Here is a 22,534-nt window from a genome sequence, read left to right on the forward strand (position 1 = left end):
GAAATGGCGCTGACCGTATCATTTTTCAACACATCATCAGTCGCAACCGATTGAGCGAAATCATAAGACTTTGTTAAAATATTCACTAACTCAGTCAGTTTTGGTAACTGCTCGACTAAAGTGTTCAATGATTCCTGTACCTCGGGCTTTAAAAGCTGATCAAGGATATCCAATTGTTCTTGGTTTGCAGAAATATTAAGTGTTTCATGTTCAGGTTTTGAGACTACATCTACCATATCTAATTCCCCTTTAAACTTAATTATTTTGATTAATGTGTTTTCCGCCGATACTACTAATCATACGACTCTAACCTCTTAATTTCAAATATTTCTTTTGTGATACGAATATAATTTTTATAGTTATTATTAACAGTTATTAGGTGGATTTTGTGATTTCTCTTAATATTCCAAAAAAACATTAAGATTATTCTGGTTATAATACCTTAAATAAAGAGACATTCTATAAGATTACGTTGGGATTCACCGCATTTCCTATAATAATAGGGGGCATGATTGCCGGCTATCGGCAGAATATGTAGACATCTTTTGTTTTGAATATATGTTTGGTTTGCTATAATGTCCATAATCTTTGAATATGCCATGGCTGAATGTGACCCAGGAATATTTTATCTGATTTAGGGTAAAGAATATTATCGGAATTGGAGATGATGCCCTTGGTAGAACGCAGGATATTAAAGATCCGTGGTGAGAATATCGAAATATCCTCCAGGTATAATGAAAAATATAGTAAATGGAATTGTACAGCCAAAATTCCCAATAGTTCCATCATTGCTTATTGTCGTGATAAGAATAGGCTTCGTGCTGAGACAGTTTCTATGAGCAGGTTATTAATTACTTATGATGACTATAAAGTTGTTTGAGATGTAATGGGATAATTCATAAATAGGAAAAAGGCGCATAACCTAGAAGATGATGGTTGGGCGCCTTTTTCATTGTATAAAGAAGAAGGAATAATGCTAAGTTTCATCATCGTCTCCCTATATATCTTCGAAAATTCCTGATTTATCTCCGATTTATACGATTTATCGATTTTTCGACAAAAACTCTATATAAAAAAGCTATCTTCATATTGAAATGCAACGAAATTGTCAAAAAAAATATCAGAAAATACTGATAAGGATAGTAAAATTATGTTAATATATTTAAAAAAAGTATTATTTTCTAAGTAATAATAATTTATTTTTCAACAATCTCCATAAATGGAGTGTAGGGCCTGACCTTTTTATAAACAGTAATTAGCAGGCATACAGAATAAGTTTATCAATTGATTTTACTACAATAAACTGAAATGGAGTGATAGAATGGTTAATATTACAGGATATGGCAAAGCGACACAAGAAGCAGTGAGTAATTTTCAGGAATTTGTGGGTTTTGAGATCCCTGCAGATTATAAACAATTTCTCCTTACGCATAATGGCGGTACAACTGCGGTTCAAAACAGTAAGTTTTATGTAGATGCATTAGACACGCTCGTTTGCTTAAATATACTATATGGATTAGAGCTTCAAGATAAAGAACTGGATTTACAGAAATGGCATGAAGAAAATAGGGAAGACTTACATAAGAATTGCATTATAATAGGTAATGATACATGTGCAGGTAAAATATTGCTGATAGATAACGAAGAGGAAAAAGGAGTTTACTTCTGGGATCAGGGGTGGTATTCGGATCCATCAAGTCAGGATGAAAATATTTATAAAGTTGCATCGAGTTTTAAATCCTTCATTGAGGGATTGAAAATCCCAGAAGAAATCTAATTTTATTTGAATCCCTTGATTGGCTCATACCTTTCAAGGTTTTTTATTGTCAATAGCTGGATTGATATGAAGGATTGTCATGATAATGAGGAGAAAAAGATGTATAAAATATTATTGGTTGAAGACGATTTCAAAATAGCGGGAATCTTGGTCAATTATTTAAAAAGGTACGGGTATGAGGTATTTGAAGTGAAGCAACTGGACCAAGTCTTTGCGGAGTTCCAAGAGGTAAAGCCAGATTTGGTTTTATTGGATATTAATCTGCCCTATTATGATGGTTTTCATTGGTGTCGGCTAATAAGGACGGTTTCAAAGGTGCCCATCATATTCATCTCTGCAAGGACAGATGAAATGAACCAAGTCATGGCCATTGAATATGGGGGAGATGATTATTTAACAAAACCGTTTCATTTGGAAGTGGTACTAGCGAAAATAAAGAGTGTCCTGCGCAGGGTTTATGGTGAATATGCGGAAATATCTTCATTCCACCAAAAAATAAAGGAAATGGATGGATTAACGCTTTATATGGAAAAAGCGATGATCGAATATCAGGACAATCGGGTAACGTTAACTCAAAATGAGTTGAAATTATTGAGTTGTTTACTACGACAGTATGACACCATTGTCTCGCGTGAAGACTTACTTGAAGCATTATGGAATGATGATTCATTTGTTGATGACAATACATTGACCGTCAATGTCACAAGGGTACGGAGAAAACTTGAGGATATTGGCGTCAATCACGCCATAACGACTAGCAGGGGAAAAGGATATCGACTAAAAATAGTGCAAGGTGAAGAAAAGTGAAGCTGAAATCCTTTTTAAAAGACCGTCTTTATTTTATTTTTTATACCGTTCTATTGGTAAGCCTGCTTATCATTGCTTATGCATTAGCCGTTCTGGAAGCTGGGAATCACATATCGATTTCGAATATCATCTATTTAATTATTCTCGCGTTGTTTATGATGCTTCTATTTTTAGGGGCTGATTACATAAGGCATTACCGTTTTCTTAATCAATTAGCAAGGATGAAGCAAGAACCGAGCTTGTCGTTTGAATATGTCGAAGCTTTTAGGGAACCCCTGTCAAATGAACAAAAGTTGTGGATGGAACTTTTTCAACAAATGAACCAGGTAACAATTGGACAATTACAAGAACAAATCAAACAGAAGGAGCGATATGAACTGTTGATTCATCAATGGGTTCATCAAATGAAGACACCCGTTTCAGTCATTTCCTTACTGGTTCAAGAAGGCAAAAGGACATTTTCGAATGAGTCGATGAAGGATTATCTTAAAGAGATAGAAGAAGAAAATGATCGATTTCGCAGAGGACTTGAAATTATATTGCATGGAGCAAGGCTGCAGCGTTTTTCGGAGGATGTAAAATCGGAGCGGGTTGACTTAATTAATCTAGTCAAGCAAGTGATTAACGAGGAAAAGAAACAGTTCATCAAACGGTTCATATATCCCAGGCTTGACACGGAGCTTGAGAATTTATATGTGCATTCGGATCGTAAGTGGCTCCACTTCGCCATTAGTCAGGTGGTCTTTAATGCACTGAAGTATTCAAGGCAGGAAGAGCATGACAGCATAACGTTCAGCATTGTTGAAAAAGAGTCGGAGATTTTCCTTAGGATAACAGATCAGGGAATCGGAATTGTCCCACATGATGTAAAACGGGTGTTTGATCCATTTTTTACTGGAGAGAACGGGCGAGTCCAACAAGAGTCAACCGGGATGGGACTATATCTAGTGAAGGAAATCGTTAAGAAGCTTGGGCATGGTGTTACCATTCAATCGACTGTATCGGAAGGGACTACTGTGGAATTTCTCTTTAAGACAAATACCTTACATGAAAGGTGACAGAATTGTAAGGGTGTTAAACGATTATGTAATAAACTTCGATGGGAGCCTCCCGCTTTATTCATTATACTTACGGTAAGAAAGGGAGGTATTTTCGGATGTCGATTTTAAAAGCGGAGCAATTATCCAAAACTTATTTTCAAAAGCAAGGGAATTTATTTCATAAAGCGTTACATAATTTCACCATGAATGTACAGAAAGGGGAATTTGTCGGGGTGATGGGTCCATCTGGCAGCGGGAAAACCACTCTGCTTAACTTAATGGCCACTATTGATAAGCCCACCACAGGTAAAGTCATTCTAAATGATCAAAATCCTAATGAATTAAACAATCACGACCTGGCTTTGTTTCGCAGGAGGGAGATTGGATTTGTTTTTCAAGACTTCAACCTTCTTGATACACTTACCGTTCGCGAAAATATCCTCCTTCCTTTAGCGTTAGATCAATATAAATTGCAGGAAATGGAAAATAGGGTAAATCAGTTGGCGAACCTTCTTGGAATAGAAGGGATTTTAGAAAAGCGGACTTATGAAATTTCCGGAGGTCAGCAGCAACGAACGGCATGTGCAAGAGCGATGATTCATGAGCCTTCCATTATTTTAGCGGATGAACCTACTGGTAATTTGGATTCCAAATCCGCCAAGCAGGTAATGGATACCCTCACGACACTTCAGGAGAAAAAGGGGGCAACCATCCTCATGGTCACTCATGACCCGACTGCCGCCAGCTTCTGTGACCGGATTCTATTCATTAAGGATGGCAAGTTCTTTTCGGAGGTGCACAGCGGAGGGGAAAGACAGAGTTTCCATCAAAGGATTTTAGATACGTTAAGCGTTTTGGGAGGAGTCTATCATGAACATCCGACTTCTCGCTAAGAGAAATATCCAAGGAAATGCACAACGTTACCTAGCTTATTTTTTCAGTATTGTCGTTTCCGTCTCAATCTTTTTTATTTACGCATCATTTATCTTTCATCCTGATGTGGTCCATGCGAATATCCCTGGGGGACAGCTAATTAGTAGGGGACTCATTGCAGCAGAAATAGTGATCATCATATTTTCGGTTTTCTTTATCGCTTATTCGAATGCCGCATTTATACAGCCGCGAAAAAAAGAGTTTGGGCTGCTGTCACTGCTTGGTATGTCCAAATCCCAACTAAGAAAACTGATTTACCTGGAGCAAACGATGGTTTCCCTCATATCAATCCTGATAGGGGTAGGCTTAGGGTTTTTGTTCTCAAAGCTATTCTTGATGGCAGTTTCTTGGTTATTGGCCGTAGAGCTACCAATATCGTTTGTCTTTGTCCCTGAGGCCTTTGTTTATACGATTGTTGGTTTCGTTTTGCTATTTCAGCTATTATCGCTCCTTTCATTGTTCTCCATTGGAAATGCGGAGGTGGTCGATTTACTAAAAGATAAACAAAAACCAAAAAAGACCCCCTTCGTTTCAAAGTGGTTAATTGCTTTATCAGCCGTTTGCTTAAGCGTTTCTTATTATTTGGCAGGCACTATGTCGTTGAATAATTCTTATATTCGAGTAATACCCATTTTATTCTTCGTACTGATCGGCACTTATTTTTTATTCAGCCAAAGTATCGTCGCTTTTTGCAGCAGGCTTTACCGGAAGAAGAAAAGCTTATATGGTGGAACGAATTTAATCACTCAAACAAACCTGATTTTTAATATTAAAGACTATTCGAGACTATTCTTTTTGACCTCGATCATTACAGCCGTCATTTTGACAGCTGCAGGCACACTCTTCATGTTCAGTGCAGACTTAAAAAAGCAAGGGCTGAATAACATTCCGCAATCAATTGGCTGGGTGGAAAATGATGCTTCTATATATTCCATTATTGAACCATCCGCAGTAGAGAAAGCATTAAAGGAAGATGGATTCAAGATCCATTACAAAGTGAATATGACAGGTGTACCCATTACCCACATGTTACCCCATATGAGAACGGGAGAATCCAATGAAAATAGGTCATTATTAATCTCGGAAAGTGATTATAACAATGTGGCTGCATTGCGAAAAATTGATCCGGCAAAGTTATCTGGAAAGGAAGCGTTATACGTTTTTCCTTATGGAGGACTGGATTATCAATTCGTCCAAAAGGGAGAACAAAAGGAACTTCACTATGGTAAACAAACCATACAGGTAACAATGATCGGTCAGCGCAATCAATCCATAGTCGCCCCCATAAAGTCAGCAACGACCCTGATGGTGGTAGATGATCGGCTGTTTCATGAAATAACTGCTGATGTGCCTTTAAAAGAAAAGGTAAGAGTACGCGGGTATGAAATTAGAGATTGGGAAGAAGCAATGGAAACATCCAGTAAAATCGAAAAAATGTCAAATAATCCAGACCAAAATCAATTGCAAACAAGAGCTCCGATTTATCAAGAAATGAAACAGGGAAGCATTTTGATACTTTTTATCGGCCTGTTTGTCAGTTTATTATTCTTTATCGTCCAGGGAAGCATGATGTATCTGCGAGTTTTTACGAATTTAGAAGATAAAAAAATCCAAATTCATGCCCTTCATCGATTGGGACTGACAAAAAAAGAAATAAGGCAAATTTTAAGTGCGGAAATACGCATCCTCTTTTTCGCTCCTTTTCTGATAGGGATGATTCATGCCATAATCGCCTACGTGGCATTAAGCAATTTATTGGGATCCAACTTGTTCGTCTATTCTGCTATGGTCATCGCAACGTATTTTCTTTTTCAACTGCTATATTATCAAGTAACAAAAAAGATGTATGAGCGGGCAGTCATCAATTCGATAAAATAAAAGCTATAAAATATGTAAATGGAATCAGGGGGCAGGCCCTGATTCCATTTTTGTTTTCCTTTATGAAAAATTAGTTAATATGTACTATTGAAAGAGAAATGATTCACTATTTTTGCGCAAATAAATATAAAAGGTGTGAATTATGGTGTAATTTTCCAGAATAGAACTTTTATATTCTTGTAATATTTTCATATAAAGGGTAAAATTATTCATTTGAAGAGAAAGTACCAAACCCTACATCGTTAATTATCCCTTTTTTCTTACATAAAGTTATATTAGTATAATTAATTATTGGAAATATAATGATTTATTTGAAAAAATGATTAGTTAATTCAGTGCAGATGAAATATGAACAAGTTATATGATTGAAATTTAGTGGGTAATCTGTTAATTACTTGATTAATTATAGTATTATATGCCTGGGATTATAGAGATTATTAGATTTTTATCTATTTCTTTGTCCCTTAATATAGTAAACTCAGAATAGGTTCGTTAACTTTTAGCTGCTAGAGATGAGGTAAGTTTAATCCTATGAAAAATAAAAAGTTAAGGGCACTTCTTTATTTGACCATTCTTTTATTGATTGTTTTCATTCTTCTAAATATGTTATCAACATATTTAAGCATTAAAAATTCTGTGCAAAAATCCGTTGCTAATCAAAACTTGGTAGCTGCTAGATCCATTGCCGACTCGATGGATATAGAGGCCTATCAGCGATTTCTCAATAACCAAGTAAAGAGCCAGGATTATAGGGATATGAAAGCTTACTTAGAGGATGCCCGTGAAAAAATAGGAGCATTATATGTTTATACGCTCATGATTGATAATCCGGAAGTATCTAAGGCTATGATTACTGGATTTTCTAAGGATCATAAAGGGGATTTTCCTATCGGTGGTGTATGTACTGTTCCGCCGGAGCAGGTCAAACAGGGGTATGAAGGCAAAAGCTTCATTACCGGGATTCTAGAAGATCCTGAGTATGGTGAGTATTTGACTGTGGGAGTGCCAATGAAAAATAAAGATGGCGACATAATTGGTTTTTTGGGCATTGATGTGAGCGCAGAAGATATAAATGCCATTAACGGCAAGGTATTGAAAAGCAGCATTGCCATTCTTGTTTATAATGGTGGATTTGTTATCATGCTGCTGGTTACCTTTTTTGTCATTCAAAAATGGTATCAAAAGGAACTGACACGTGAAGTGGGGGATACGGAAGATACGTATCAATCGGAATTTCAATCGCTCTTTGCTTCAGTCCGCTCATTAAGGCATGATTTTTCCAATCATATTCAGGTGATACATGGACTGCTTAAATTAGAGGAGAACGCAAAAGCACTCGAATACTTAACCGGTCTTTCAAAAGAAGTGCATTCAATTGAATCGATGAAATTGGATGTGACTCATCCGGGCTTATCTGTCCTGTTAGAGACAAAAAGGCTCTCTGCCCAGAATTATAACATCGATATTGAGGTTGATGTTTCACCCGAATCCTTCAATCGAATTAAAACAATCGATTTGATTAAATTATTATCAAATGTTATCGACAATGCTATTGAGGCAACAATTGAATTGCCGGAGCGAGAACGCCGAATGAATATTGCCTGCAAAGCTGATGATGAAAAGTACACGTTTATGGTAACGAACACCGGACCAATGATTTCGGATTTAGATCTGGGGAATATATTCGCCAGCGGATTTTCAACCAAAAAGGCACAAAAGGGCAAAGTTCGCGGACAAGGATTGTTCATCGTTAAAGACTTGGTGAACAGATATGATGGAGAGATTCATGTACACTCCTCAGAAAAAGAAACGACCGTTACGATGATCATTCCGGTAAATGGAAAAATGGGCTAAATTGATCTATAAAGGTATGGTTCCTCAATTGTAGAAGGAATCATACCTTTTTTACGATTCTATTAACTGGGTTATATTCCATTCTGCCAGGGGAAGGAGCAATGGAGCAGTGAGCTTCAAATGTATTTTAGGCAATTTTAAACTCTGACAATCTAAGCGATATTAAGATGTCGATTATTACGGGGAAAAGTTGAATAAAAGTACCTGAATTGGACATAATGGGTAGATGTTTAGCTGCTTTCATCTAGATTATGGTAAGATAGGGAAAAAATCATTTAAGGCAGTGAGATTGTGAAACTACAAAAAGGAAAACTTCTCGTTATCATTGGACCGACTGCTGTTGGGAAGACAAAGATGAGCATTGAGATGGCAAAGTTATTTAATGGTGAAATTATTAGCGGAGACTCCATGCAGGTTTATAAGGGGATGGATATCGGCACTGCAAAAATCAAGAGGGAAGAAACAGAGGGAATTCCTCATTATTTACTTGATATTAAAGAACCTGATGAACCATTTAGTGCGGCAGAGTTCCAGGAGCGGGCTAATGCTTGTATCGAGGAGATCCAAAGCAGGGGTAAACTTCCCATTATCGTCGGAGGAACAGGATTATACATACAATCGGTCATTTATGATTACCAATTTTCTGAGGCACCATCCGACCCTGTTTATAGGGAGGGACTCGAAAAACAGGTTAGGGAGTTAGGAATTGATCCCATTTTTGAACAATTACGCAGCGTTGACCCGGAAAGCGCGAATCGGATTCATCCTAATAATGTAAGAAGGGTGATCAGGGCGCTAGAGATTTTTCATTGTACTGGTAAAACAATGAGTGAGCAGCTGAATGAACAGCCTACAGAATTGAAATATGATACGTGCATCATTGGATTGACAATGGAACGCGAAAAGTTATATCAACGCATTGATCAACGTGTTGATGGCATGGTGGAAGAAGGGCTGATTCAAGAGGTGGAGTCATTTTATGAAAAAGGTTTGAGGGATTGCCAATCAATCCAGGCAATAGGCTATAAAGAAATCTATGATTTTCTTGATGGTAGGGCTTCATTGGATGAAGCAGTGGAGACATTGAAGCAAAACTCCCGTCGATATGCAAAAAGGCAATTGACCTGGTTTCGGAATAAAATGGATGTAATTTGGTTTGATATGACCGATCTCGAGGGGTTTCCAAAAAAAATACATGAAATATCTGGATTTATAGCAGGAAAGCTTTTCAGTGAGGGCGAATACATAAATTTAGAGAGAAAAGAGGAGGACTAATTCATGAAACAATCAGTAAATATTCAAGATCAGTTTCTTAATCAATTACGTAAAGATGGTACGTATGTGACGGTATTTTTGTTAAACGGTTTCCAAATTAGAGGACAAGTGAAAGGGTTCGATAATTTTACCGTTTTATTTGAATCAGAGGGCAAACAACAATTAGTCTATAAACATGCGATTTCTACATTTGCTCCACAACGTAATGTTCAGATTGATTACGAAGTGAAGGAATAATCATATATATGAATGTGAAAAACAGGTTTAGCTTATAGCGACCTGTTTTTTTTGCATGCTCTTCTCTGTTCTTTTTCAAAGAATCGATAATTTTACGTACCTGATTTGAATATATATTAGGGACGGATTATTTTCCGGGAAACCGCAGGAAATGACATTAACCCTAATAAATTGGTGAACGGGAATGGAGTTTGTCGAAACAAATCCTCCAAGGAAATAATCCTGTCAGAATAAGTCGCTTACTAGGTAGGAATGGGGCTTAATCCCGAAAAGAAATAAATGAATTTTCCGATGGGTCTGTTTTGGCAATGCAGCATATGCCTATGACCATCATAAATCGAAAATTGTGTTGTTAGAGTTAGGGTCCAAGATGGAGAGGTGAATGCATTGGAACAACCGATCCGTATGAAAAATAACGGGCAAATCAATATTGTGTTTAATGCGGAAAATAGAAAAGCGCTACAAAAGGATCTGCCGATAAAAGAAATTTTGGTACAGGAAATCCCCCACCAGCATGTGGCATTGAAAGAGATTGAAGATGAACTGAAATCGCTGGTCGGAATGGAAGAAATGAAACGGATGATAAAAGAGATATATGCCTGGATTTACATCAATAAACAACGTGAGGCAAAAGGGCTGAAAACTGGCAGGCAAGCACTGCATATGATGTTTAAAGGGAATCCCGGAACAGGGAAAACAACGGTTGCACGATTAATCGGTAAGTTGTTTCAAAAAATGAATGTTCTTTCGAAAGGGCATTTAATTGAGGCGGAGAGGGCAGATTTGGTCGGGGAATACATTGGTCATACTGCCCAAAAAACAAGGGATTTAATTAAAAAGGCCATTGGCGGGATCCTATTTATTGATGAAGCCTATTCCTTGGGAAGAGGCGGCGAAAAGGATTTTGGAAAAGAAGCCATAGATACCCTTGTCAAGCATATGGAGGATCGGCAGCACGAATTCATTTTGATCCTTGCTGGTTATTCGAGGGAAATGGATTATTTCCTCAGCCTTAATCCTGGCCTTCATTCCAGGTTCCCGCTTGTTATTGATTTTCCGGATTATACGATTGAACAGTTAATGGAAATAGCCGATCGGATGCTGCAGGAAAAGGAGTATCTAATGAATCGGGATGCCGAAAGGAAATTAAAAGAACATTTGATCATATTGCGTTCATTCCGGGGACCTATTTCATTTTCCAACGGACGGTATATCCGCAATGTACTTGAAAAGTCTATTAGGGCGCAGGCAATGCGGCTTTTACTGGAAGATTCATTTGAAAAATCCGATTTACTGACGCTTACCAGCCAAGATTTGATTTTCGAGGATGATGAGAAAGAATGACATGGAAAAGCCCACCAAGTTGGCGGGCTTTTCAAATTTATGTTTTAGGCACCCATTTCTTATTAGGAAGATGCCAATTATTGGTGTAAGAAAGGACTCGCAATATCGTGATGACGGCAAAGAGCGAATAAAGCTGCCATGACTGGGAAAATACACCACTGCCTAAAGCCAACCCTGCAATGATGGCCCATACTACGTAGATTTCTTTTCTGAAAACCAATGGTTTTCTTCCGGCTAGCACGTCACGGAGTATCCCGCCGCCGCATCCGGTTAATGCAGCTGATACAATGATGGCGCTTATTGGATGATTAAGGTCCACAGCATACATCGCCCCTTGGATGGCAAAGGCTGAAAGGCCAATGGCATCACTTAGGTTTCCCCATCTGTCCCAGTGCTTTGAAAGGTTTGTAGGAAAAACAAAAACGATGGTGATGGATACTAAAGCGATGACAAAATAGAAACTTTGATCCCATAACGCTGAAACGGGGACACCGATCAACAGATTCCGGATTGCCCCTCCGCCAAAGGCGGTTATGATTCCTAAAATATAAACTCCTAAAATATCATACTCTTCTTCCATGGCGATGATGGTTCCGCTAATAGCGAATGCGATCGTACCTATTAAGCTTAATACTTCCCATGTCATATGAATGTCCCTCTATGTCTTTTCGATTTTGATGGTAAAGCCAAATTTGATTTTAGCATGTTATCGGAATTTTTAAAACGGTTAAAAGCTTCGTTTTGAGGAAATTTTTATATATTCAATTTTTTTGTTATGATTAACTGAAATCTACCAGAAGGTGGTGCATGTGATTTGGAAGAAGCGAAAAAGGAAACGGCCGTGTTGATTGGGTGTCAAACAACTGAGGCTAATGAACGTTTTGAATATTCACTCGATGAACTGGCTTCTTTGGCGAGGACGGCGAATGGTGAGGTGTTAATGACCATCTCCCAGAAAAGGGAAAGTGTCGATCCGGCTACATATATAGGAAAAGGAAAAGTGGAGGAACTTCGGAATCTGGAAGAGGAGCTTGAACCGGACTTATTTATCTTTAATGATGAACTATCCCCGAGCCAGATTCGGAACCTATCGAAACAACTGGAGGCAAGGATCATTGACCGGACACAGCTAATATTGGATATTTTTGCTCAGCGGGCGAGATCCAAAGAAGGCAAACTGCAAGTTGAACTTGCCCAACTCCAATATTTATTGCCGCGTTTGGTCGGACAAGGGACGGCGATGTCCAGGCTAGGAGGCGGAATCGGCACAAGGGGACCAGGGGAGACGAAGCTGGAAAGCGACCGACGCCACATCCGGGGGAAAATAGATGAAATCAAGCAACAATTAAGTGGAATAGTGAAGCATCGTGAACGCTATCGTGATAGAAGGAAACGTAATAAGACCTTTCAAATAGCACTTGTGGGATACACGAATGCAGGTAAATCAACGCTGTTCAACCGTTTGACAGAGGCGGATTCGTACGAAGAGAACCAATTGTTCGCTACATTGGATCCCATGACACGAAAGGCGATTCTTCCTAGCGGATTTACCGTGCTGCTGACGGATACGGTTGGATTCATACAAGATTTGCCGACATCTTTAATTGCCGCATTCCGTTCTACCCTGGAAGAAGTGAAAGAAGCGGATTTGTTGCTCCATGTGGTCGATTCCTCAAGTACAGATTACTTTAATCATCAGAAAACGGTGCAGGATTTGCTAAATGACTTAGATGTCCCTTCCATTCCACAGTTAACGTTGTATAATAAGAAAGATAAGATTCACACTGATTTTGTCAGGTCGGCAAGTCGTGCTTCATTAATGATCAGTGCCTATGAACAATCGGACCTGAATCAAATCATGGAAGAAATTGAAAAGTACGTGATTGAAGAAATGGTCCCGTATCATGTTTTCCTGCCGTCGAGTGAGGGTAAATTATTATCACAGCTGAAAAATGAAACCATATTGCGCACTCTCTCCTTTAATGAAGAATCGGAAAGGTATGAATGCAAAGGTTTTTGTCTAGCTGATCATCCAATAACCGGGCAGCTGGAGAAATATTCATTATAAAGGGGAATTTTGATGTATCAGCAGTTAACTAATGGAGAAGTGTTGAAAAACATTGCCCAGGAAGTGGAAGCAATGATTTCTCCGTTACATAAGCAAGTGGACGAACGAATTGAAGAAAATCAATTCCGCGTATTACAAAGTTATCAAGCACATAAAGTGAGTGATTCCCATTTCATCCCGACTACAGGGTATGGATACGACGATATGGGTCGCGATACGCTTGAATTAATATATGCAGATGTATTCGGAGCGGAAGCTGGATTGGTACGCCCACAAATTATTTCAGGCACACACGCCATCTCCACCGCTCTTTTCGGCATATTGCGCCCAGGGGATGAATTGTTATACATAACTGGAAAGCCGTATGACACTTTGGAAGAAATTGTAGGAATCCGGGGTTCGGGTATCGGATCTTTACGTGATTTTCAGATCAGCTACAAGGCCGTTCCGTTAGAGGAAACTGGTGCCGTTGATTTCGAAGCCGTCAAACAAGCCATTCAACCAAATACGAAGATGATCGGTATACAACGGTCAAAAGGGTATGCAACACGTCCTTCCTTTACGATTGATGAAATAAGGGAAATGATTTCTTTTGTAAAAGACATTAACCCTGAAATCGTCGTGTTCGTGGACAACTGCTATGGAGAGTTTGTTGAGACACAAGAACCATGTCATGTCGGAGCGGATTTAATGGCAGGTTCACTCATTAAAAACCCCGGTGGCGGGATAGTGAAGACCGGAGGATACATTGTTGGTAAAAAGGACCTGGTTGAAGCTTGCTCCTATCGGCTAACATCACCAGGAATAGGGGCTGAAGCAGGTGCGTCGCTTTATAGTCTGCAGGAAATGTACCAAGGATTCTTCCTTGCACCACATGTCGTGGGTCAAGCTGTTAAAGGAGCCATGTTCACAGCTGCCTTTTTAGAAAAACTCGGTATGAATACATCTCCTAAGTGGGATGCGAAGCGAACTGACTTGATTCAATCCGTCCAATTTAATGACCGGGATAAGATGGTTGCCTTCTGTCAAGCCATCCAATATGCATCACCAATCAATTCACATGTGACTCCATATCCTGCCTATATGCCAGGATATGAAGACGATGTAATCATGGCTGCGGGAACCTTTATACAGGGGGCGAGCATTGAACTTACGGCAGATGGTCCGACAAGGGCTCCATATGTTGCCTACGTTCAAGGCGGCTTGACGTACGCCCATGTCAAAGTAGCCGTATTGACTGCTGTGAATGCGCTAATGGACAAAAAGCTGATTCAATTGTAAATGAAATTAGGTTTAGGGAATCCAAATACAATTGGATTCCTGTAAAAGCAATAGTCATAATATTTAAGTAGTAACAAATCATTTAATTTTTCTGAAAAAAACACGTCATAAAATGTAACATCATATTGACAAGTTTAATAACATGATATAAGATAATTTTAGATAAACAAAAGGAGGATGCTAAGAATGAGCGGCAACAACATTCGGCGTTCGATGCCTCTTTTTTCCATCGGAATCGTCATGCAGCTAACTGAGTTGTCTGCACGCCAAATTCGGTATTACGAAGAGCATCAACTTATTACTCCTATGAGAACAGATGGAAATCGTCGGGTCTTTTCATTAAACGATATCGATCGACTGCTTGAGATTAAAGACTTAATCGAACAAGGGGTCAATCTGGCCGGCATCAAAAAGATTTTCACTGTAAAGGAACAGAATTTACCTAAAACTCAAGAATTAGAACAAGCGGAAAAGATAAGACAGGACCTAAGTGACGAGGAGCTTCGCAAGCTTCTGCGTGCCGAGCTTTTACAAGGAAGCAAGCATCGAACATCTCTTCGACAAGGGGATATGTCCCGTTTTTTCCAATAAAAATATGATTTATGAATGATTATTAGGGGGAATAGAAATTGGCAAAGTTCACACGTGAAGACATCACTCGTTTAGCGAAAGAAGAAAATGTTAAGTACATTCGTTTACAATTCACTGACATTTTAGGGACAATTAAAAACGTTGAAATCCCAGTCAGTCAATTAGAAAAAGCACTTGATAATAAAATGATGTTTGACGGATCTTCCATTGAAGGATTCGTACGTATCGAAGAGTCTGATATGTACCTATATCCTGATTTAAATACATGGGTTATCTTCCCTTGGACTTCCGAAAAAGGTAAAGTCGCACGTTTAATCTGTGATATTTACAATACGGATGGAACTCCTTTTGATGGAGATCCACGTGCAAACCTAAAACGTGTTCTTGCAGAAGCAAGAGAAATGGGCTTCACAGATTTCAATCTTGGACCTGAACCTGAATTCTTCCTATTCAAACTGGATGCAGCAGGCGAGCCGACTTTAGAATTGAACGATAAAGGCGGATACTTTGACCTTGCACCTACTGACCTAGGCGAAAACTGCCGTCGTGATATCGTTCTTGAGCTTGAAGAAATGGGATTTGAAATCGAAGCATCCCACCATGAAGTAGCTCCAGGACAACACGAAATTGACTTTAAATATGCAGATGCAGTTTCAGCTTGCGATAACATCCAAACATTTAAATTGGTTGTTAAAACGATTGCCCGTAAACATGGTTTACACGCAACATTCATGCCAAAACCATTGTTCGGTGTTAACGGATCTGGTATGCACTGTAACGTTTCTCTATTCAAAGGCAACGAAAACGCATTTTATGATAAAGAAGGTAAATTGGAATTAAGTAAAACAGCTGAGCAATTTATCGCAGGTATCATTAAGCATGCTCCAAGCTTCACTGCGGTAACAAACCCAACTGTTAACTCATACAAACGTCTAGTTCCTGGTTACGAAGCTCCTTGTTATGTTGCATGGTCCGCTAAAAACCGTAGCCCACTAATCCGTATCCCAGCTTCACGCGGAGTAAGTACTCGCGTAGAGGTACGTAGTGTCGATCCAGCAGCAAACCCATACTTGGCACTTGCAGTTCTGTTAAAAGCTGGTCTTGACGGTATCAAGAACGACTTGACTCCTCCAGCTCCAGTTGACCGCAACATCTATGTTATGAATAAAGAAGAACGTGAAGAAGTAGGTATCGTTGATCTACCAGCTACTTTATATGCTGCATTGGAAACATTAAAATCTGATGAAGTAATCAAAGAAGCATTAGGTGAACATTTACTTGAACACTTCGTCGAAGCAAAAGAAATCGAGTGGGATATGTTTAGAACTCAAGTTCACCCATGGGAACGCGAACAATATATGTCAATGTATTAATATCTCAAACCCTTGGCACCTCTGGTGTCAGGGTTTTTTTATTTGTGGGGTAATAATTAATTTGAATTTGAGATAGGAAGCTCACCCCGTTTTTACCCCTCCGACTCAACTTAAAATGTTTTTAGTATAATCCTCAAACTTACTCATGGTATCTTTCTCGATTTTTTTAGAGATATGAGCATATACATCGGCTGTAATTTGAGCGCTTCCGTGGCCTAAACGTTCCTGAATATACTTCATTGTTGCTCCAGATTCTAGCAGTAAGACAGCATGAGTATGACTTAAACAATGTATTGAAATTTCCGGAATAACGGCGCGTTTTAATATCCGAGAAAAGGCATTAAATAATGATGATTTCGGCATGAAATTACCGTCATTTCTGCAAAGTATTAAATTTAAATCATGATGATATAGTTCTGCCAGAGCCAATTTATTTTGGTTCTGGTATTTTTTATGGAAGTGTAAATCATTTGCTAGTGTATTACTAATAGTTATTGTCCTTCTGGAATTGTAGGTTTTAGGATCTCCAAAAAGGTCATCTTTGTTTTTTGCTGTTAAATCAAGTGTTTTGGTTACAGATATTGTTTTTGACTTAAGATCTATATCTGTCCATTGGAGAGCAGCAGCTTCACCTTTCCGAAGTCCTGTTTCAATTAGAACTTTGAAGAAAATCCAATAAATGTATCCGTATTTATAAGCTTCAGTTAAAAAAAGAGGGATATCCTCAGAATTTATAAATTTAATCTTATCTGTTTTTTCTTTTCCTCGGATGATTGCCCCATTACATGGGTTTGTTATTATTTTTCCTAAAGTTATAGCTCTTTCGAAAGCACCATACATAGTTCCATGAACAATTTCAATTGTGCGTTTACTATAATTTTCTGCAGCCATATAATTTAAAAACTTTTGGTACATGATCGGTTTAACGTCTTGCAATAAAATATCTTACACTTTTGGGCTTTATAGTAACAATTATTTTAGGTATTGCAAATTTGTATGCTTCACAAAAAACTAGGTATATAAATAATATTAATTCTGAACGGATAAAATGGATTAATAGTTTAAGAGAACATTTTAGCAATTTTAATAAAAATTTTTATATATTTGCCAATGTACAAAAAGGAATGGAGCAGGGCCGAGTACCATCTATAGAAGAAAGTTATATATATCCAGAAGTTATTTATTATGCAGATTTAATTGAGCTTTATTTAAATCCTAGAGAATTAGTATCTAAAAAAATAATCACTTTACAAAAAATCATGAAAAAAACGCTTGTAGAAGAAGATATTGATTTCGATATTATAAAAAAAATGATGGAGACATTCATTATTATCAACAAGTAATATTGAAAGCAGAGTGGAAAAGGTTGAAATTAGAAGTGCGTCACGGTAAGGAAATAGATGAAAAAGAAACAAGAGAAATATATATCGAAACAGCTTGTTTTATAAACAATGAAAAGTATATGAGATTACTTAAAAGTGAATATGAGAGTGAGAATGAAACTTAAGCACCTTATCGGGGGTGCTTTTTTTATTGGGGTGAGAACGATGAAACTGTCAGAAAGAATTCTAAAAGAGCAGAAGAAACTTTTACAGAAGAAATCTGAAAAAATGAGCCATCGAGATTGGGAAGAAATCATGGGGATGAACAGAGATACCTTCTCAAGGAAAAGAGGAGGGGCGATCACAAAAAAAAATAAAGGTTCTGTTTAAAAATATTGTTGATTTTATTGATGAACTAACGGGGCAGTTTAGTTCTAAAAGGAAATCAACTCCACACCTTTATCAGTATGGGTGAATATTATAGAATAACCGAAATAAGAAGAAAGATGATTACTTATGTCCATCTTACTGTTTAATTTATAGAATGGGATGGTGTTCATGAATAAGGATAAAAGGTCTTATATTATCGCTCCTGCAGCCAACAATAACAGTAATAACTCGAATTCTAATTCTTCATTAGGTAATTTTAAATATAAGCCGCCTAATAATACTGGGAATATCATAGATATTATTGGCGATATATTGTCTACTGCGGGTGATGCTTTGTCGACTATTGGAGCAATCATTCAGCTAAATACTGATGTTTCTGACGACTTTCAGTCACAAGTGGGTGATTTTAAGTCAGATCAAGAGAAGGATAAGATGCGGGAAGAGATTGATGATCTCAAGGAACAGATGAAACAGTTAGAGAAATTAATTAAGAGTAACCAAAATTAAGTAGTTACTCTTTTTTATCTTTTGCGAGTATGTATGAATTAATTGAAATTTCACTACTTATTCTTGAAATTAGGGGTACGTTTTAAAACAAGGCATTGCTTTTTTGTTTAATTAACGCAGCATGAAGGATTGTACTAAAACTAACGGGTGAGTTAGTTCCATAAGGATGCACTAGAAAAGACCACTTAAAGGTGGTCTTTTCTTTGTTAAAAATCAACATTAATTTTTAACAAAGCTAAAATAAAAAAAGACCCATCAAGGGTCAAATACTTTTCTTCATTCCACACGAACGACATTCGCGGATATAGAGAAAGTCCTTCACTGAACTTTTGAATTGGGCATTATTGCAATTATCGCATCGTCCACTATTTATATCAGGATAGTCCTTATAGTCATAAACGATGGATGTATCATAGCTTTTGTTTTCTTCTTCTGACAAATAGTTCACCTTCAGTATTGGATTTAACTTTATTTATGATACCAGATAATTATTGAGGGAGGTAGGTGTAGATGACATGAAGCTAACAGAGAAACAAAAGCTGTTTGCTGATTACTATATCGAGACAGGGAATGCCACAGAAGCATATAAGCGAGTATACAAGTCTAAGAATGATAATACAGCAGCAAAAGAGGGATTTAAACTACTTAGAAACCCCAAGATTGCCCCATACCTTGAAGAGCGTAACAAGCAACTAGACGATTCTAGAATAGCTGACATGGAAGAAGTAAAACGATTTTGGAGCGATACCCTGCGTAATGAAGAGATGGATCCTAAACATCGTTTGAAGGCTTCTGAGTATATAGCTAAAACGAATGCAGCGTTCATCGAGAAGCAGGAAATCAGTGGTGAGACTACACATAACATTAACAATCAAACAGATCTCAGTAAATTGTCAGTCGAGGAGTTGAAGGAGATTGAGTCAATCCTCTCTAAAGCTGCCAACACTGAATGAGGTAAAAAAGGCAATCGCACGTAAAAGCTATTTAGATTACGTTATCTATACGCATCAAGGAAGATACAAGCGCGCTCCGCATATTGAATACATTGGAAACATCATTCAAAAGGCTATAGATAAAAAACAACGTATGCGTGATGGTGAGATTCCTACAGAGAATCAGTACAGTTAGAGGAACTATTGTCCTCTGAGAACAAGCTGGGTAAACCAGTCATTAAAGAAATATAAGAGTGGGCTAATGCCTGCTCTTTTTTAAAAGAAGGCTCTGTTAAAGGAGTTGTTGATTTCCTTGATGAACTCCCATGAAAATTAAAAAGCTCAAAATCCAGAAAAAACCACAACAAAATAGACCCAGTAAAAACGCTTTTTAAAAAAGACTGATCCTTATGAGTGATCTGATTGAGATTGGTAAATCGTAAAACAAAAACCTCCATTCATAGCAAATTAAGTAGAGGCTGGCACGACGACCAAAAAAGGATTAATCTCCCATGAGTGCTACCCATAAAGGGCGCGACAGTCGGTGGTACACCGTGGCCGTCGGAGTCAGACTAACGGATGGGATCAAAGGCACCATAGTTCAACGACCTTCTTCGCCAGCCATTAAAACATTATCGACATAGAGACCAATTTTCATTCTCTGTGGTGAAGCGCTGATTTTTGCGCTTCATGGATGGCTAACGGGGCAGGAGAGTTTAAGTTAATATTTCACAAAACATTAAAAAAAGCCAATCTTCCTAATTAGGAAGATTGGCTTCTATTGTAGGGAACAACGTTTATTTGAAATTAAGTTTTTTACTTGTGCATCATGTTAGTTTAATTAAATATTTTGTGCTTGGGTTTCTTCGCTTAAGCGTTTATTCCCTTTATAGATAAAATAAAGGGAAATAATCACAAATAGTAATGCGAATGCACGTTTAATATCTAATTCTATGACTAAACTATTGAACCAACCAAAATGATCAATAATTACACCAATCACAAGTTGACCAGCTATACCAGCAATATTAGTTGCGATAACCCCAATTCTAGGAACTGCCATCACAGTCAGAAGTAAATACATAGTGCCCAAAAATGCTGCACTTAATTGCCATTTAGGTGCTTCTAGAAGTGCAAGTACATTTCCCCTACCAAAAAATAAAATGAAAATGGTAAGAAACATTGTTCCAGTGAGAAAGGTTAAAAATGTTGTTTCAATTGTTCCAGCTTTTCTACTAAATGTTCCATTGATAGATGATTGTGCGCTTAATGTGATCCCGCCAATCAATGTAAATAAAATCATAAATAAACCCATAATTATAGACCTCCTAGTTTATTAGAATAAGTGCGATAATCATTGAAATAACTGCAAAAATCTTTTCCTTATTAATCCTGGTTTTCTTACTACCAAGCCAACCAAAATGTTCAATAATCATACTCATTACTAATTGTCCGATTATTACAGCAACCATTGTTATGCCAACACCAACAAATGGGACACTTACAACAATGGAGGTTAAATAAACAACACCCAAGACACCTCCAAGTAATGACCATTTAGGTGCTTCGAGTGTATAGGAAAGCTTACCTTTTCCAAAAAAGAGCCATAACAGCCCCATGATTATCGAACCCATAAAGAAGTTATAAAAACTTGTTTCTATTTGTCCAATTGTTTTTCCTAGTTCAGCATAGATAGCTCCTTCAAAGCTAAGTGCTGCTCCAGCCAATAGGGCTAGTAAATAAAATATAAAACGCATAGATAAAATCTCCTTTTTTATATAATTAAATATCTAGAAAAGTAGATATAACTTGTAAAAAAACAGAAATCCAACATAAATTAGATCTCTGTTTTAAAATATTTAGCTAACTGTTGAATAAATTCTTCATTGCGACTGTAGTATGTCCATTGTCCATGACGAATCGATTCAAGTAGACCAGATTTTTGCATCATGTTTAAGTAGCTAGAAACGGTAGATTGAGAAATTTTGGCTTTTTCTTGAATATCCCCAACACATACTCCGCCTTTGTAACTTACCTCCTTTGGTAGGTGAGCTCCTTGTTTTGGGAAATGCTTCTCGGGTTCCTTTAACCACTCTAGAATATTGAGTCTTGTTTCGTTAGATAACGCTTTGAATACATTAATTGGTTCCATGGGTGTAATTATATATCTGGATTTCTCGATATGTCAAGCTGAAGAAAAAATAAGATTAGCATGTGAAAGAAATAGATTACAGTTGATAAAACTATCTGATTTCTTTAAGCTTACAATCATTAACAATCTGAGGCAGCTCTGTTTCTTGTTCAACTAACGGGTGCGTGGGACTTGATCCCGTAAACTAAACTGTCCGCCCCCTACTTGTAGAAACATGTTTGAGGCTGGTTGGGACGTAGATCTCGTATAACAAGCGAAGCTATAACACTACATGGAGGACTAGGGGTACTGGTAAGTAAGTAGAGGAGGGGAAAACAATAAATCCAGTTGTCGGTCTGGATGTGGCAAAAGGAGGGAGTCAAGTTCAGGCATTTTTAGATCATCTAAACCGTATGGGACGAGCTTTTCAGTGAAGTACATCAAAGAGGAATTAGATCATTTTTTAGACTTTTTAAAAGAGATTGAAGAGGTGACAGGGCAGATGCCTATGGTCATTTTAGAATTTACAGGGCATTACCATACTCCTGTTATTCAAAACTTGGAGGAACAAGGGATTCTATATATCTTACTAAATCCGATTATTTCTTATCAGGCAAAGAAGACCAGTTTACGGAAGGTGAAGTGGGAATCATTAATTATACAAACATGCGAAAGAACAAGTATTCCTATACTTGTTCTTTCGCATATTTGCATGCGTGAAAAAAATGGTCGCGTTTACATTTCTGAATATTCTAAAATAATAATTGTGAGTTTTTGTAGTTTTTTGTAGGATG

Annotated in this window: 23 protein-coding genes and 3 pseudogenes; 19 read left to right on the forward strand and 7 right to left on the reverse strand. The window is 37.7% G+C overall.

Going from position 1 to position 22,534, the window contains the following annotated elements; translation table 11 throughout:
• A pseudogene (locus BW986_RS14310) lies at positions 1–236 on the reverse strand (DUF1641 domain-containing protein); the annotation flags it as partial.
• 1,085 nt (positions 237–1,321) lie between these two features.
• On the opposite strand from BW986_RS14310, the gene BW986_RS14320 reads away from it, so the two are divergent.
• The 9 genes from BW986_RS14320 to spoVK all read left to right on the forward strand — a co-directional run bounded on the left by BW986_RS14320 (position 1,322) and on the right by spoVK (position 11,145).
• Positions 1,322–1,777 (forward strand): SMI1/KNR4 family protein, encoded by a 456-nt coding sequence (locus BW986_RS14320; RefSeq protein WP_076368559.1) that lies wholly within the window; start codon positions 1,322–1,324, stop codon positions 1,775–1,777.
• Positions 1,778–1,876: 99 nt separating this feature from the next.
• Positions 1,877–2,584 carry a response regulator transcription factor gene (locus BW986_RS14325; protein ID WP_076368560.1) on the forward strand — a complete coding sequence of 236 codons (708 nt, stop codon included), beginning with the start codon at positions 1,877–1,879 and terminating at the stop codon, positions 2,582–2,584.
• Complete coding sequence (locus BW986_RS14330; protein ID WP_081395628.1) at positions 2,581–3,642, forward strand: sensor histidine kinase; 1,062 nt, start codon at positions 2,581–2,583, stop codon at positions 3,640–3,642. Before BW986_RS14325 ends, BW986_RS14330 begins: the two co-directional genes overlap by 4 nt.
• 98 nt (positions 3,643–3,740) lie before the next feature.
• A complete protein-coding gene (locus tag BW986_RS14335; protein WP_076368561.1) occupies positions 3,741–4,517 on the forward strand; it encodes an ABC transporter ATP-binding protein in 777 nt (258 codons plus the stop codon).
• On the forward strand, positions 4,495–6,435 hold the full coding sequence (locus BW986_RS14340) for an FtsX-like permease family protein (protein ID WP_076368562.1): 1,941 nt from the start codon (positions 4,495–4,497) through the stop codon (positions 6,433–6,435). Before BW986_RS14335 ends, BW986_RS14340 begins: the two co-directional genes overlap by 23 nt.
• A 531-nt stretch (positions 6,436–6,966) precedes the next feature.
• The gene (locus BW986_RS14345) at positions 6,967–8,289 is read left to right on the forward strand and encodes a sensor histidine kinase (RefSeq protein ID WP_076368563.1); all 1,323 of its coding nucleotides are present in this window, start codon (positions 6,967–6,969) and stop codon (positions 8,287–8,289) included.
• Positions 8,290–8,577: 288 nt separating this feature from the next.
• Positions 8,578–9,564 (forward strand): tRNA (adenosine(37)-N6)-dimethylallyltransferase MiaA, encoded by a 987-nt coding sequence (gene miaA / locus BW986_RS14350; protein ID WP_081395629.1) that lies wholly within the window; start codon positions 8,578–8,580, stop codon positions 9,562–9,564.
• A 3-nt stretch (positions 9,565–9,567) separates the two neighbouring features.
• Positions 9,568–9,801, forward strand: a complete 234-nt coding sequence (gene hfq, locus BW986_RS14355) for an RNA chaperone Hfq (RefSeq protein ID WP_034313436.1) — start codon at positions 9,568–9,570, stop codon at positions 9,799–9,801.
• Positions 9,802–10,188: 387 nt separating this feature from the next.
• Positions 10,189–11,145, forward strand: a complete 957-nt coding sequence (spoVK, locus tag BW986_RS14360) for a stage V sporulation protein K (protein ID WP_076368565.1) — start codon at positions 10,189–10,191, stop codon at positions 11,143–11,145.
• 37 nt (positions 11,146–11,182) lie between these two features.
• On the opposite strand, the gene BW986_RS14365 is transcribed toward spoVK, so the two are convergent.
• Entirely contained in the window at positions 11,183–11,791 is a 609-nt protein-coding gene (locus BW986_RS14365) for a trimeric intracellular cation channel family protein (protein WP_076368566.1), read from the reverse strand.
• 168 nt (positions 11,792–11,959) lie between these two features.
• On the opposite strand from BW986_RS14365, the gene hflX reads away from it, so the two are divergent.
• The 4 genes from hflX to glnA all read left to right on the forward strand — a co-directional run bounded on the left by hflX (position 11,960) and on the right by glnA (position 16,458).
• Complete coding sequence (hflX, locus tag BW986_RS14370; RefSeq protein WP_076368567.1) at positions 11,960–13,213, forward strand: GTPase HflX; 1,254 nt, start codon at positions 11,960–11,962, stop codon at positions 13,211–13,213.
• Between the two features lie 12 nt (positions 13,214–13,225).
• Positions 13,226–14,494 carry a methionine gamma-lyase family protein gene (locus BW986_RS14375; RefSeq protein WP_076368568.1) on the forward strand — a complete coding sequence of 423 codons (1,269 nt, stop codon included), beginning with the start codon at positions 13,226–13,228 and terminating at the stop codon, positions 14,492–14,494.
• Positions 14,495–14,680: 186 nt separating this feature from the next.
• On the forward strand, positions 14,681–15,085 hold the full coding sequence (locus BW986_RS14380; RefSeq protein ID WP_076368569.1) for a MerR family transcriptional regulator: 405 nt from the start codon (positions 14,681–14,683) through the stop codon (positions 15,083–15,085).
• A gap of 38 nt (positions 15,086–15,123) precedes the next feature.
• Positions 15,124–16,458, forward strand: coding sequence for a type I glutamate--ammonia ligase (gene glnA / locus BW986_RS14385; protein ID WP_076368570.1), 1,335 nt, complete (start codon positions 15,124–15,126; stop codon positions 16,456–16,458).
• Between the two features lie 105 nt (positions 16,459–16,563).
• Here glnA and BW986_RS14390 read toward each other — a convergent pair.
• A pseudogene (locus tag BW986_RS14390) lies at positions 16,564–17,403 on the reverse strand (site-specific integrase); the annotation flags it as partial.
• Positions 17,404–17,450: 47 nt separating this feature from the next.
• Here BW986_RS14390 and BW986_RS14395 point away from each other — a divergent pair.
• The 4 genes from BW986_RS14395 (at position 17,451) to BW986_RS14405 (ending at position 18,677) form a co-directional block, all read left to right on the forward strand.
• Positions 17,451–17,801, forward strand: a complete 351-nt coding sequence (locus BW986_RS14395; protein WP_076368572.1) for a hypothetical protein — start codon at positions 17,451–17,453, stop codon at positions 17,799–17,801.
• A gap of 23 nt (positions 17,802–17,824) precedes the next feature.
• On the forward strand, positions 17,825–17,965 hold the full coding sequence (locus BW986_RS30240) for a hypothetical protein (RefSeq protein WP_179086080.1): 141 nt from the start codon (positions 17,825–17,827) through the stop codon (positions 17,963–17,965).
• Positions 17,966–18,005: 40 nt separating this feature from the next.
• On the forward strand, positions 18,006–18,170 hold the full coding sequence (locus BW986_RS30245; RefSeq protein WP_179086081.1) for a hypothetical protein: 165 nt from the start codon (positions 18,006–18,008) through the stop codon (positions 18,168–18,170).
• Between the two features lie 168 nt (positions 18,171–18,338).
• Positions 18,339–18,677, forward strand: coding sequence for a hypothetical protein (locus tag BW986_RS14405; RefSeq protein WP_076368574.1), 339 nt, complete (start codon positions 18,339–18,341; stop codon positions 18,675–18,677).
• 262 nt (positions 18,678–18,939) lie between these two features.
• On the opposite strand, the gene BW986_RS30715 is transcribed toward BW986_RS14405, so the two are convergent.
• Positions 18,940–19,116, reverse strand: a complete 177-nt coding sequence (locus tag BW986_RS30715; RefSeq protein ID WP_260320859.1) for a DUF8096 family protein — start codon at positions 19,114–19,116, stop codon at positions 18,940–18,942.
• Positions 19,117–19,192: 76 nt separating this feature from the next.
• Here BW986_RS30715 and BW986_RS14410 point away from each other — a divergent pair, with 76 nt between their 5' ends.
• Positions 19,193–19,630, forward strand: a complete 438-nt coding sequence (locus BW986_RS14410; protein ID WP_076368575.1) for a terminase small subunit — start codon at positions 19,193–19,195, stop codon at positions 19,628–19,630.
• Positions 19,631–20,450: 820 nt separating this feature from the next.
• On the opposite strand, the gene BW986_RS14420 is transcribed toward BW986_RS14410, so the two are convergent.
• The 3 genes from BW986_RS14420 to BW986_RS14430 form a co-directional block, all read right to left on the reverse strand.
• On the reverse strand, positions 20,451–20,924 hold the full coding sequence (locus BW986_RS14420; protein WP_076368577.1) for a DMT family transporter: 474 nt from the start codon (positions 20,922–20,924) through the stop codon (positions 20,451–20,453).
• Positions 20,925–20,937: 13 nt separating this feature from the next.
• Positions 20,938–21,366 (reverse strand): DMT family transporter, encoded by a 429-nt coding sequence (locus tag BW986_RS14425; protein WP_076368578.1) that lies wholly within the window; start codon positions 21,364–21,366, stop codon positions 20,938–20,940.
• 80 nt (positions 21,367–21,446) lie between these two features.
• Complete coding sequence (locus tag BW986_RS14430) at positions 21,447–21,761, reverse strand: ArsR/SmtB family transcription factor (RefSeq protein WP_076368579.1); 315 nt, start codon at positions 21,759–21,761, stop codon at positions 21,447–21,449.
• A 317-nt stretch (positions 21,762–22,078) separates the two neighbouring features.
• Here BW986_RS14430 and BW986_RS31405 point away from each other — a divergent pair.
• Positions 22,079–22,395 (forward strand): annotated as a pseudogene (locus tag BW986_RS31405) (IS110 family transposase); the annotation flags it as partial.
• Between the last annotated feature and the right edge of the window lie 139 nt (positions 22,396–22,534).

The organism is Peribacillus simplex, from assembly GCF_900156045.1.
GTDB classification, from domain to species: domain Bacteria; phylum Bacillota; class Bacilli; order Bacillales; family DSM-1321; genus Peribacillus; species Peribacillus simplex_D.

What these genes read in the sequence shown, in the direction of transcription:
- BW986_RS14410 (WP_076368575.1), top strand. Translation starts at nt 19,193, where the DNA reads ATGAAGCTAACAGAGAAACAAAAGCTGTTTGCTGATTACTATATCGAG.
- BW986_RS30245 (WP_179086081.1), top strand. Translation starts at nt 18,006, where the DNA reads ATGAAACTGTCAGAAAGAATTCTAAAAGAGCAGAAGAAACTTTTACAG.
- BW986_RS14380 (WP_076368569.1), top strand. Translation starts at nt 14,681, where the DNA reads ATGAGCGGCAACAACATTCGGCGTTCGATGCCTCTTTTTTCCATCGGA.
- hfq (WP_034313436.1), top strand. Translation starts at nt 9,568, where the DNA reads ATGAAACAATCAGTAAATATTCAAGATCAGTTTCTTAATCAATTACGT.
- BW986_RS14430 (WP_076368579.1), bottom strand. Translation starts at nt 21,761, where the DNA reads ATGGAACCAATTAATGTATTCAAAGCGTTATCTAACGAAACAAGACTC.
- BW986_RS14340 (WP_076368562.1), top strand. Translation starts at nt 4,495, where the DNA reads ATGAACATCCGACTTCTCGCTAAGAGAAATATCCAAGGAAATGCACAA.
- BW986_RS14365 (WP_076368566.1), bottom strand. Translation starts at nt 11,791, where the DNA reads ATGACATGGGAAGTATTAAGCTTAATAGGTACGATCGCATTCGCTATT.
- BW986_RS14345 (WP_076368563.1), top strand. Translation starts at nt 6,967, where the DNA reads ATGAAAAATAAAAAGTTAAGGGCACTTCTTTATTTGACCATTCTTTTA.
- BW986_RS14325 (WP_076368560.1), top strand. Translation starts at nt 1,877, where the DNA reads ATGTATAAAATATTATTGGTTGAAGACGATTTCAAAATAGCGGGAATC.
- BW986_RS14420 (WP_076368577.1), bottom strand. Translation starts at nt 20,924, where the DNA reads ATGGGTTTATTTATGATTTTATTTACATTGATTGGCGGGATCACATTA.
- BW986_RS14405 (WP_076368574.1), top strand. Translation starts at nt 18,339, where the DNA reads ATGAATAAGGATAAAAGGTCTTATATTATCGCTCCTGCAGCCAACAAT.
- BW986_RS14425 (WP_076368578.1), bottom strand. Translation starts at nt 21,366, where the DNA reads ATGCGTTTTATATTTTATTTACTAGCCCTATTGGCTGGAGCAGCACTT.
- BW986_RS14320 (WP_076368559.1), top strand. Translation starts at nt 1,322, where the DNA reads ATGGTTAATATTACAGGATATGGCAAAGCGACACAAGAAGCAGTGAGT.
- BW986_RS14335 (WP_076368561.1), top strand. Translation starts at nt 3,741, where the DNA reads ATGTCGATTTTAAAAGCGGAGCAATTATCCAAAACTTATTTTCAAAAG.
- BW986_RS14375 (WP_076368568.1), top strand. Translation starts at nt 13,226, where the DNA reads ATGTATCAGCAGTTAACTAATGGAGAAGTGTTGAAAAACATTGCCCAG.